Source organism: Pseudomonas sp. SDO55104_S430 (assembly GCF_054070595.1).
On record NZ_JBSVXG010000208.1, the window covers coordinates 1 to 9,938 of the forward strand.

12 protein-coding genes and 1 pseudogene are annotated in these 9,938 nt (G+C 60.0%); 4 read left to right on the forward strand and 9 right to left on the reverse strand.

Translation table 11 applies throughout. The features are described 5' to 3' along the window. Positions 1 to 154: 154 nt before the first annotated feature. Positions 155 to 1,357, reverse strand: a complete 1,203-nt coding sequence (locus ACW9JE_RS24840; RefSeq protein WP_224536711.1) for an NAD(P)/FAD-dependent oxidoreductase — start codon at positions 1,355 to 1,357, stop codon at positions 155 to 157. Positions 1,358 to 1,651: 294 nt separating this feature from the next. Here ACW9JE_RS24840 and ACW9JE_RS24845 point away from each other — a divergent pair, with 294 nt between their 5' ends. Next, positions 1,652 to 2,221: an RrF2 family transcriptional regulator gene (locus ACW9JE_RS24845; RefSeq protein ID WP_224536712.1), complete on the forward strand. Its 570-nt coding sequence runs from the start codon at positions 1,652 to 1,654 to the stop codon at positions 2,219 to 2,221. Between the two features lie 3 nt (positions 2,222 to 2,224). Here the strand turns inward: ACW9JE_RS24845 and ACW9JE_RS24850 are convergent, their stop codons facing one another. Both ACW9JE_RS24850 and ACW9JE_RS24855 read right to left on the reverse strand, forming a co-directional pair. Further along, entirely contained in the window at positions 2,225 to 2,578 is a 354-nt protein-coding gene (locus tag ACW9JE_RS24850) for a hypothetical protein (RefSeq protein WP_457434236.1), read from the reverse strand. 73 nt (positions 2,579 to 2,651) lie between these two features. Beyond that, entirely contained in the window at positions 2,652 to 2,870 is a 219-nt protein-coding gene (locus ACW9JE_RS24855) for a hypothetical protein (RefSeq protein ID WP_224536716.1), read from the reverse strand. Between the two features lie 167 nt (positions 2,871 to 3,037). Here ACW9JE_RS24855 and ACW9JE_RS24860 point away from each other — a divergent pair, with 167 nt between their 5' ends. Both ACW9JE_RS24860 and osmE read left to right on the forward strand, forming a co-directional pair. Then, positions 3,038 to 3,277, forward strand: coding sequence for a hypothetical protein (locus ACW9JE_RS24860; RefSeq protein WP_224536717.1), 240 nt, complete (start codon positions 3,038 to 3,040; stop codon positions 3,275 to 3,277). A 30-nt stretch (positions 3,278 to 3,307) separates the two neighbouring features. Beyond that, a complete protein-coding gene (osmE, locus tag ACW9JE_RS24865) occupies positions 3,308 to 3,661 on the forward strand; it encodes an osmotically-inducible lipoprotein OsmE (RefSeq protein ID WP_224536720.1) in 354 nt (117 codons plus the stop codon). Between the two features lie 155 nt (positions 3,662 to 3,816). Here the strand turns inward: osmE and ACW9JE_RS24870 are convergent, their stop codons facing one another. After that, the gene (locus ACW9JE_RS24870) at positions 3,817 to 4,005 is read right to left on the reverse strand and encodes a DUF2188 domain-containing protein (protein ID WP_175379044.1); all 189 of its coding nucleotides are present in this window, start codon (positions 4,003 to 4,005) and stop codon (positions 3,817 to 3,819) included. A gap of 212 nt (positions 4,006 to 4,217) precedes the next feature. Between ACW9JE_RS24870 and ACW9JE_RS24875 the strand changes: the two genes are divergently transcribed. Further along, positions 4,218 to 4,580, forward strand: a complete 363-nt coding sequence (locus ACW9JE_RS24875) for an NUDIX hydrolase (protein ID WP_224536776.1) — start codon at positions 4,218 to 4,220, stop codon at positions 4,578 to 4,580. A 127-nt stretch (positions 4,581 to 4,707) separates the two neighbouring features. Here the strand turns inward: ACW9JE_RS24875 and ACW9JE_RS24880 are convergent, their stop codons facing one another. From ACW9JE_RS24880 to ACW9JE_RS24900, 5 genes and pseudogenes are all read right to left on the reverse strand, one after another. Then, positions 4,708 to 5,481: a 1,6-dihydroxycyclohexa-2,4-diene-1-carboxylate dehydrogenase gene (locus ACW9JE_RS24880; RefSeq protein ID WP_224536722.1), complete on the reverse strand. Its 774-nt coding sequence runs from the start codon at positions 5,479 to 5,481 to the stop codon at positions 4,708 to 4,710. Positions 5,482 to 5,628: 147 nt separating this feature from the next. Next, complete coding sequence (gene benC / locus ACW9JE_RS24885; protein WP_457434237.1) at positions 5,629 to 6,642, reverse strand: benzoate 1,2-dioxygenase electron transfer component BenC; 1,014 nt, start codon at positions 6,640 to 6,642, stop codon at positions 5,629 to 5,631. Positions 6,643 to 6,652: 10 nt separating this feature from the next. Beyond that, positions 6,653 to 7,141, reverse strand: coding sequence for a benzoate 1,2-dioxygenase small subunit (benB, locus tag ACW9JE_RS24890; RefSeq protein WP_224536727.1), 489 nt, complete (start codon positions 7,139 to 7,141; stop codon positions 6,653 to 6,655). Further along, complete coding sequence (gene benA / locus ACW9JE_RS24895) at positions 7,138 to 8,502, reverse strand: benzoate 1,2-dioxygenase large subunit (RefSeq protein ID WP_224536730.1); 1,365 nt, start codon at positions 8,500 to 8,502, stop codon at positions 7,138 to 7,140. The genes benB and benA overlap by 4 nt, the downstream gene beginning before the upstream one ends. Before the next feature lie 287 nt (positions 8,503 to 8,789). Continuing rightward, positions 8,790 to 9,748 (reverse strand): annotated as a pseudogene (locus tag ACW9JE_RS24900) (AraC family transcriptional regulator). Positions 9,749 to 9,938 lie beyond the last annotated feature (190 nt).

Consider the following 9,938-nt stretch of genomic DNA (forward strand, 5'->3'; position numbering starts at 1 on the left):
GTGTTGTTCGAGCGACACAAACCCCTGTAGGAGCGAGGCTTGCCCGCGAAGGCGTCAGACCAGTCGACATCATCTTTGATTAAGGCAAAAAAAATCCCGCCCGAAAAACCCGGGCGGGACTCGCTTGAACATTCAGCGATACGGGAAAAATGAATCAGGCGATCGGGATCAGCGGATCCGCAGCAGCCCAGGCCACATCACGGTCGGCCACCGGCGGGTAGATCCACACGGTGTTGATCTGGGTCTTGAGTTCCTTGCCTTCCTGCTTGGTCAGCTTGACCTGACGATCCCAGCCTTCGGTGTACACCGCGCCCCAGGCGCCGAGGTCCAGGCAGGTGACGTACTTCGGCTGACGGTAGGCAGTCGGGTCCACGCCGAGGATCTGCGCGGCGACGTTGTTGCCGGCATAACGGCCCAGCATGATCGCGTGCTGGCAGGTCATCAGCGCATGGTTGCCGATGTCATCGGATGCCGCGTAAGCAACGTCGCCGGTCGCGTAGACATCATCCTGGCCGATGACTTTCAGGTTGTCGTCGACATGCAGACGGCCAAGGTTGTCGCGTTCGCCGGGGATCTGCTCGGTCAGGGAGTGAGCGCGCACGCCGGTGGTCCAGATAACGGTTTTGGCTTCGATACGCTGACCGTCGGACAGGCTCACACCGTCAGCATCCACCGCGTCCACCGAAGCACTCAGGTGCCACTTCACACCTGTTTCAATGCTGGCTTCGGCAATCTTTTCAGCGATCTCAGGACCCATCGAACCACCGACCTTGTCACCGCGATCCACGATGATCACGTTGATGTCTGCGTTCTCGCCCAGGATGGCGCGCAGGCGGGTCGGCATTTCGGTCGCCGTTTCGATCCCGGTGAAGCCGCCGCCGGCAACCACTACGGTGTTGCGCGCCTTGCTTTCTGGCTGGTTGGCCAGGGATTTGAGGTGATTCTCCAAACGTACGGCCTGTTCGATCCGGTCAACGTCGAAGGCGTGCTCGGCCACACCCGGGGTGTTGGGCAGAGCCAGGCCGCTGCCGGTGGCCAGAACAAGTTTGTCGTAGATAACTGTTTGTTTGTTGCCCGAAGCATCGGTGTAGCCAACGCTTTTGTTGGCAACGTCGATGGAGTCTGCTGCGCCCTTGATGAACTTCGCGCCTACTGCATCGAGCAGGTCACCAATGGGAGCCGCCAGGGTGTGTGCGTTCGGCTCGTAGAAACGTGGACGAATCCGCAGCTCGGCCTGGGGCGCCAGAATGGTGACTTCAGTGTTGTTGTGATCATGAATGCTGAACAGACGGGTCGCGCTGATTGCCGTCCACATGCCACCGAAACCTGCGCCGATTACCAAGATGTGTTGTTTCATTTTTAACTCCGGGGAAGAACCAGGCTTGAAATTCGTTTAGGGGTCAGTAGGTCGATGTCGCTCCTCGCTTGAGTAGCTTCTCTCGCTGCCGCCCTGACAACTGCGACTATATTGATCCTAGTTAATGCCCGCAACGAATTTTTATCGATGCTTCCCATCGATGTTATCGATACAGCCTGAAAAACCCGCATCCCCCGCCATTCCGCGCACAGCTCGTATAAAAGGAAAAACCGCTCGTTGTCCCTCAGGCCGCCAGCTGTTAGCATTTGCGACAATATTAGTCGGAGATCTCTAATGGCTCTTTACAGTGCAGGCGTCGAATACGGCATTCACTGCCTGGCGTTCCTGGTCGGCAACTACGGCGACACCCGCGAAGCGAGCGTGCGCGACCTGGCCGAACTGCAAGGCGTGCCGCAGGACTATCTGGCGAAGATCTTCACCAAGCTGGCCAAGGCCAAACTGGTGGCCGCCACCGAAGGCGTGCGCGGCGGCTTCAAGCTGGCCCGGCAAGCCGATGAAATCACCCTGCTGGACATCGTCAACGCCATCGACGGGCGCAAGGCGATTTTCGAATGCCGGGAGATTCGTGGTCGTTGTGCATTGTTTGAAGGCGAGACGCCCGAGTGGGCGGTGGAAGGACGCTGCTCGATCCATGCCGCGATGCTGACGGCGCAAAAGCGCATGGAAGAGGCTTTGGCCCAGCAGACGATTCTGGACATTGCCCGCAAGGTCGGACGCAAGGCGCCGGCGGAGTTTGGCGAGCAGCTGGAAAACTGGATGAACGATCGTCGGGAAAGGAAAGGCAATGGCGGCGCCCAGACGAGTGACGATCAACTCATCCAGGTCACCGAAGTCAGCAACTGACAGTTACAGGCAGTCACGCACCGCCTTGCGCATGGCTGCCGATTTTGCCCAGGGCGGGCCCTGATACAGCGACACCCGACTGCCATCCTTGTATTTCACGATGTCCAGAATCTCGTCGGCCGTGATAATGCTCGGCGCGGTGATCCGGTAGCCGTTGGAAATCGAAGTTTGAGTCGTGCGCGATACGTCACTCTGCCAGGCGGGCAACACGCAGGCAGCCAGCTCCTTTGGCGGTTTATCACTGTACTTGCCCATGTTCGGTTCACCCGGCACGAGCGATGCCGGCAAGGAACATCCCGCCAACAGCGCCGCCATCCCCACCAACATCCCCGCCCCCAACCACATACGACTCTGCATCAAGCGCCCTTAGATTACGAAAAATACAAATGTAGCCTGCCGCCGACCGGACATCCATTGACTGCACCGGTTTTCAGCGACTGGCGTTCTGATCGCCGGATCCGGGGAATGACTGCTCGTTCAAATAGAACATCCAGCGCTCGTAAGCTTCATGTTGCCACTGACTGACCCGCTCCCACTCCGGCCCGCTGAGCTGGTGTTCGGAAATCAGATTCATCATTTCGCTGGTGGCCGCATCCAGGTCGGCAATCAGCAGATGGGCATGCGCTCGAAAGTCATCGGTTGCCGTCATGTTGAACGTCCCCTGCCCTGGCGAAAAATCGCTACCTCACTACGACAGCGAATTTTGCGTTTCTCGCCAATTTCCCGACCAAAGGAAGTGCCACCGCCGCAGACGAAGACAACGCCCGCTCGCGCAAATGGGTCTAACCTTTTAGCGCAGATATAGAGGAGGTTTTCATGTGGCTTAACGAATCGGAACAAGCGCTGCGGCGCGATCTGCAAGGCTTGGCGTCGGACCTGCGCTGGTCGGCGGTCGAGCTTCTGCGCATAGCGCAACAATTGCGCCAGTCTGGCAATGAAGTCGATGCACAAGCCGTTCAGCGGCTGTGCGATCTGTTTCAGGGGGACGAAGAGCGGTTGCTGGGTTACGCCGAAGAGGTCAAGGCGAAGGTCATCAGCCGCAACAAGCCCCAGTGACACAAGCCTCAGTGACATAGGAGCCCGACCATGAACAGAACCCTGCCTGTGCTCGTCATCACGTTAATGACGCTGGCAGGCTGCAACACCGACTCGCAGATCTTTCGCGATCAACCCCTGGTGGCCAAAGTGGAGATGGGCATGAGCCAGGAACAAGTCCAGCAAATCGGCGGTGCGCCGTTATCGGTCAGCAATCGCACGGCCGAAGCGGGCACCTGCTACGACTACAAACTGGTCCAGCCCGAGCACCGACAACCTTACAACGTCAGCTTCGACAGCCGTGGGCGGGTCGATCACAAGGGGTTCATGACGTGCGCGGAGTGGAGCGTCGCCCAGCAGAAAGCGCGCGAGCCCGCGCGATCGAGTGGGGGTGGTGGGTACTGAGAACCCTGCGGTGAAGTGAACACTTTGTGGCGAGGGGGCTTGTCGAAACGTCGCACCGCCCCGTTGGGCTGCGCAGCAGTCCCATTTTTTTGGGGCCGCTTCGCGACCCAACGGGGGCAAGCCCCCTCGCCACAGGGCCCATCGCTAAAGGACCGTTATTGGTTAGCCTGCTTGTTCACCCGCGCCCTGTAGCCAGGCAACGAAGCCGCAAACGCCATCGCCTCCTCCTTGCTGGCAAACGACCCGAGCCGATCACCTTTGGTGCAGACCCTCCATGGGCCATTGTTCACGCTGAGTACGTCATAGCCGTTCATATGCATTCTGTTCAGCATCGGAACACTCATGATTACCTCCTTCTCGGCAAGTTTCCAAAGCTCACGTTCCCTACCTTACACCCGCACTTCGCGGCGAAAACGACCGAACGTCGCCTCAAACCTCGTTTGAATCGCACTTTTGCTCCGTAAAGCCTATCAACATGATGAAGGCCAAAGGCAACGGATCCAGCTTGACTACTGCTTTTTTGTTACACTTTTATGACAGCCACATCGAGCAGCCCATGAAAGTACGCGCCACCGTCATTTGCGAGCAGGACCGCCACATTCTTCTGGTGAGAAAACCGAAGAGTCGCTGGATGCTGCCTGGCGGAAAGGTTGAACGGGGCGAGACCCATGCCGGCGCCGCCGTGCGTGAGTTGGCGGAGGAAACCGGGTTGGGTGTGGAGGAAATGCTGTATCTGATGGAGCTGCAGTCGGGCAACACCCGGCACCATGTCTACGAAGCCTCACCCCTGGAGACGGATCAGGCCCGGCCGTTGAATGAGATCATCGATTGCATATGGTTTCCGCTGAATGCGATCCAGAACCTGGATACCAGCGACGCTACGCTCAAGATCATCCGGGCGTTTCAGCGTCGTCTCTAACGCGACTGGAACCTTGTGGCGAGGGGGCTCGCCCCCGCTGGAGCGCGAAGCGGTCCCAAAAAAGATGGGCCTGCTGCGCAGTCCAACGGGGGCAAGCCCCCTCGCCACAGGTATGTGGTCTGCCTGACTAACCCAGGTCGCCACCACCGACGGGCATAACCATCCCGGTGATGTAGGACGCTTCATCACTCGCCAAAAACAGAATCGCCCCCGCCTGCTCATCCAGCGTGCCGTAGCGCTTCATCAGACTGCTGTCGAGGGTCTGGTCGACGATCTGCTGGTACCAGACTTTCTCCTGACCACTCTGTTCGGCGCTGTTGCGCGGAATGACCCGGGGCGGTGCTTCGGTGCCGCCGGGCGCCGTGGCGTTGACCCGCACGCCGCGGCCGGCGGTTTCGAAGGCCAGGCATGCGGTCAGGGCATTCACCCCGCCCTTCGCCGCGCCATACGGCACGCGGTTGACGCTGCGGGTAGCGATGGACGAGACGTTGACGATCGCACCACTGCCCTGCTCCAGCATGAACGGCAGCGCGGCATGGCAGCACCACAGGGTCGGGAACAGCGAACGCCGAACCTCAGCCTCGATCTGCGACGCCTCGTAATGCTCGAACGGCTTGGCCCAGATCGTGCCGCCGACGTTGTTGATCAGCACGTCGAGGCGACCGAAACGCTCGACTGCGGTCTGCATCACCCGATTGCAGTCCTCGTATTGCTCAAGGTCTGCGGTCAGGGCCAGCACCTGGCTGGTCGATGCCAGCTCTTTCTGCACTTCGAACACCAGCTCCGAGCGATCCACCAGAATCAGCTTCGCCCCTTCCGCCGCCATCCGCTCGGCCACCCGCCGCCCGATGCCCTGGGCAGCCCCGGTGATCAGCGCGACTTTTTCGTGAAATCTGTTCATGTGTACCTCAAACCTATCAGGCCAGACGCCATCCCCTGTGGGAGTGGGCTTGCTTGCGAAGGCGGTGGCACAGTCAACATTGATGTTGCCTGACACACCGCTTTCGCGAGCAAGCCCGCTCCCACATTGGGTCGGTGTCGATGCAAATTACGCCGCGCTCGCCGCAAACTTCTCGTAGTAGAAGTTCGCAGGCCGGATCCCCTGCTCCCCAATGTACTTGCTCACCGCCTCAACCATCGGCGGAGGACCGCACAGGTAGACGTCCACATCACCATCGTTCAAATGCTTCGGCTCAATGTGCTGAGTCACATAACCCTTGAGCGGATGCTGGCTGTCGGGGCTGGCGACGCAAGCGCTGTAGGTGAAGTTGGGAATGCGCGCAGCGAAGGCTTCAAGGCGATCCATTTCCACCAGGTCGAAATCGTTGGTCACGCCGTAGATCAGATGCAACGGATGCTCGCTGCCCTGCTCGGCGATTTTCTCCAGCATCGCGGTGAACGGCGCCAGGCCTGTGCCACCGGCCAGCAGCAACAGCGGCCGACGGATATCACGCAGGTAGAAACTGCCCAATGGCCCGGCCAGACTCATGCTGTCGCCCGCCTTGGCCATGCCGGTGAGGAAGCTGCTCATCAGGCCGCCAGGCACGTTGCGAATCAGGAAACTCACCTCGCCGTCACGCTGCAACGAGCTGAACGAATAGGCGCGGGTCTGTTCGCTGCCGGGAATCCCCAGGTTCACGTACTGCCCCGGCAGGAACGCCAGCTTGCTCAGCGACTCACTCTTGATCGACAGCGCAATGGTGCTGTCGGACAGCTGGCGCACGGCGCTGATGGTCGCGTCGTAGCTGGATTGACGGGTACGGCAGACCTCCGACGACGTCGGCACACGCACCACGCAATCGCTCTGGGCGCGCATCTGGCAGGTTAGGACAAAACCCTGCTTGGCCTCTTCAGGGCTCAAGGCGTCCTCGATGTACTCCTCACCGAGATCGTACTGACCCGCCTCGGCGAAGCACTTGCAGGTGCCGCAGGCGCCGTCGCGGCAGTCCAGCGGAATGTTGATGCCCTGACGGTAGGCTGCATCGGCCACGGTTTCGCCGACATTGGCTTCGATGAACCGGGTGACGCCATCTTCGAAATTGAATGCGATGGAATGAGTCATGACCGCGCCCTCACAAATGGTAAACATCGATGACCTGGCGAACGTAGTCGTTCTTCAGGATCACTTTCTTGGCCTTGATCAGCGGGTTTTCACCGCGCGTGTCGAGGGTGTAGAAGCTGCTGCCGAAGTAGCTGTCGACGGTCTTGTAGCGAAAGCTCAGGGTGTGCCAGTTGAAGCGCACCTTGCACAGTCCGTCGGCCTGCTCCAGCAGTTCGATGTTGCTGATGTTGTGGGACGTGCGAGTGTCCGGAATGCTTGCGCTGGAACGATCGGTCTTGATGCGGAAGATGCGGTCTTCCAAACCGGTGCGGTTGCCGTACCAGATCAGCGAGATTTCCCGCTGCGGGTCTTCGGTCAGCTCGTCGTTGTCGTCCCAGGACGGCATCCAGAAGGTCGCGTCGGGAGCGTACAGCTCCAGCCATTCGTCCCACTGGCGGTCATCCAGGTAACGGGCTTCGCGGAAAAGGAAGTCGCGCACGTCGTCATAGGAGATGGTCATTGCACGTCCTCCACGGCGATCAGCTTCGGCTGTTCGGCTTCCAGCGCCTTGAGCATGGTCTGCTGCCAGTATTTGTGTTGCAGCACGAACAGGCCTTCGTCTTCGGTGCGCACGCCGGACAGCAGCGGATGCAGGTCGATTTCCTTTGCCGCGTCGTCGGCGCCTTCGATCCAGTGTTCGGCGCCACGGGACATGTCGTTCCAGGTGGTCACGCTGCCCTGGTAGCTGGTCTGGCAGGAGCGGAACTCCTCCAGGTCATCCGGGGTGGCCATGCCGCTGACGTTGAAGAAGTCTTCGTACTGGCGGATGCGGCTGGAGCGAGCGTGGTCGCTTTCGCCCTTGGGAGCGATGCAGTAGATGGTGATTTCGGTGCGATCCACCGAGATCGGCCGGGCGATGCGGATCTGCGAGCTGAACTGGTCCATCAAGTACACGTTCGGGTACAGGCACAGGTTGCGCGAGTTCTCGATCATCCAGTCGGCGCGAGCCTTGCCGAAGTCCTGTGCCAGTTCGTCGCGACGCTCGTACAGCGGGCGATCCTCGGGGTTGGACCAGCGGGTCCAGAGCAGCATGTGGCCCTTGTCGAAGGAATAGAAACCACCGCCCTGCTTGGCCCAGCTGCCGGCGCTCATGGTCGGGTTGCAATCGCCGGCCTCGCGCTGCTTGCGCTGGTTCTGGGTGGCGGCGTAGTTCCAATGCACGGAGCTGACGTGGTAGCCGTCGGCACCGTTTTCGGCGGTGAGTTTCCAGTTGCCTTCGTAGATATAGCTCGAGGAACCGCGCAGCACTTCCAGGCCATCAGGGGACTGGTCGACGATCATGTCGATGATCTTCGCCGACTCGCCCAAGTGCTCGACCAAAGGCAGTACGTCGGGATTCAGGCTGCCGAACAGGAAGCCGCGATAGGACTCGAAGCGCGCGACCTTGGTCAGGTCGTGGGAGCCTTCGCAGTTGAAGCTCGACGGATAACCGGCGTTGGCAGGGTCTTTGACTTTGAGCAGTTTGCCGGAGTTGTTGAACGTCCAGCCGTGGAACGGGCAGGTGTAGGAGCTCTTGTTCCCGGACTTGTGCCGGCACAGGGTCGCGCCGCGGTGACTGCAGGCGTTGATGAAGGCGTTGAGCACACCCTCCTTGTTGCGCGCGATGAAGATCGACTGGCGCCCCATGGTGGTGGTGTAGAAATCGTTGATGTTGGGGATCTGGCTTTCGTGAGCCAGATACAGCCAGTTGCCTTCGAAGATGTGTTTCATCTCCAGGTCAAACAGGCGCGGATCGGTGAACATCTCGCGTTTGCAGCGATACAGGCCCTGCTCGGGATCGTCTTGAAGCAGGGAGTGAAGGTATTCGGGTCGCAGGGTCATGGCCGCCGCCTCCATTGTTATTGTTCAGGCAGGGTCATCCTAGAACCGGGCAATGGGGCGGACTATCCGCGGGGTGCAGACCTTTATCCGTTTTGTGCAGAGGGCGGGGGAATACTATGCAGACCTGTGGCGAGGGGGCTTGCCCCCGTTCGGCGGCGCAGCCGTCGCAAAGCCTGCACGCACGGTTTGCCTGAAAGGACGCTGGGGGTCGCTTCGCAACCCAACGGGGGCAAGCCCCCTCGCCACAGGTACCGCGTTAGCCCTGCATACCGCGCTCGCTTTGGGTGTCAGTGCCGTCGCTTGAGGGTATCCGACGGCAATTCACCGAACTGCTTGCGGTAGCTGTCGGAGAACCGGCCAAGGTGCAGGAAGCCGTAATCCATGGCCACTTCGGTGACGTTGCGCACGTTGCAGGTCGGGTCACTCAGGCAGGCGTGGATGCGCTCCAGGCGCTTCTGGCGGATGTAGTTTTTCGGGGTGGTCTCGGCGTTGCGCTCGAACAGGGCATACAGCGAGCGCAGGCTCATGTGCGCCTGGCGCGCGAGCTCTTCGCTATCCAGGCTCTGCTTGAGGTTCTTGCCGATGTAGTCGGCGATCGCTTCGAAGTTGGCGGTCTGCGAGCCGATTTCCAGACGGCTGACGTTCGTCTTCATCAGGCTGAGCATCTTGCTGACGATGATCTGCGCGTAATGCTCCTGCACTCGCGGGATCTGCTCGGTCGATTCAGCCTCCTGGCAAATCATCGCCAGCAGGTTGACGAAGCCTTCCAGCTCATTGAGCTGATAACGGTTTCCACAAAGCGCACGCCCTGCCCCGGATACCGCCAGCGCTGCTCGTCACAGACCGACTCGAACAGGGAGGTGGGGACTTTGAGGATGAATTTTTCGCAATCGTCGGAGTACGTCAGGTCCACCGGATCGTCGGGGTTGATCAGCAACAGTTCGCCGGGGGCGAAGTAATGCTCCTGACCGTGGCCGCGCCACAGGCAATTGCCGCGCAACAGCACTTGCAGGTGGTAGATGGTCTCCAGCGCGCCGGAGGTGACCCGAACGCTGCCGCCGTAGCTGATACGGCACAGGTCGAGGCTGGCGAATTTGCGATGATTGAGACTGGCCAGGGGATGCCCGGCGCGAGGCATGAGAATGCAATGGTTACCGACGTGCTGATTGACGTAGCCCGACACCGCGTAGGGGTCGGCATGGTCGAAAATCGTACTGCGCTGACTCAGCAGTTGGGCTTGCATCATCGGCTCACTCTCGTTGTTGTTATAGGTTGTAGCAAGACATTCTAAGGCAGTAACTGCGAGGGTGTGTCAGTTGCCGGACATGTGGCCTGCCCCGGCCACATTCACCACGACATCAATGCGGCTACCGATTCCCCTGTAGGAGCCGAGCTTGCTCGCGATGGTCTCAAGAACACCGCGGGGCACCAGACAC

Bases quoted from the DNA above. Each gene is read 5' to 3' on its own strand.
- ACW9JE_RS24870 (WP_175379044.1), bottom strand. From the start codon at position 4,005: ATGAGTGTTCCGATGCTGAACAGAATGCATATGAACGGCTATGACGTA.
- ACW9JE_RS24855 (WP_224536716.1), bottom strand. From the start codon at position 2,870: ATGACGGCAACCGATGACTTTCGAGCGCATGCCCATCTGCTGATTGCC.
- ACW9JE_RS24875 (WP_224536776.1), top strand. From the start codon at position 4,218: ATGAAAGTACGCGCCACCGTCATTTGCGAGCAGGACCGCCACATTCTT.
- ACW9JE_RS24845 (WP_224536712.1), top strand. From the start codon at position 1,652: ATGGCTCTTTACAGTGCAGGCGTCGAATACGGCATTCACTGCCTGGCG.
- ACW9JE_RS24840 (WP_224536711.1), bottom strand. From the start codon at position 1,357: ATGAAACAACACATCTTGGTAATCGGCGCAGGTTTCGGTGGCATGTGG.
- benA (WP_224536730.1), bottom strand. From the start codon at position 8,502: ATGACCCTGCGACCCGAATACCTTCACTCCCTGCTTCAAGACGATCCC.
- ACW9JE_RS24850 (WP_457434236.1), bottom strand. From the start codon at position 2,578: ATGCAGAGTCGTATGTGGTTGGGGGCGGGGATGTTGGTGGGGATGGCG.
- ACW9JE_RS24860 (WP_224536717.1), top strand. From the start codon at position 3,038: ATGTGGCTTAACGAATCGGAACAAGCGCTGCGGCGCGATCTGCAAGGC.
- benB (WP_224536727.1), bottom strand. From the start codon at position 7,141: ATGACCATCTCCTATGACGACGTGCGCGACTTCCTTTTCCGCGAAGCC.
- osmE (WP_224536720.1), top strand. From the start codon at position 3,308: ATGAACAGAACCCTGCCTGTGCTCGTCATCACGTTAATGACGCTGGCA.
- benC (WP_457434237.1), bottom strand. From the start codon at position 6,642: ATGACTCATTCCATCGCATTCAATTTCGAAGATGGCGTCACCCGGTTC.
- ACW9JE_RS24880 (WP_224536722.1), bottom strand. From the start codon at position 5,481: ATGAACAGATTTCACGAAAAAGTCGCGCTGATCACCGGGGCTGCCCAG.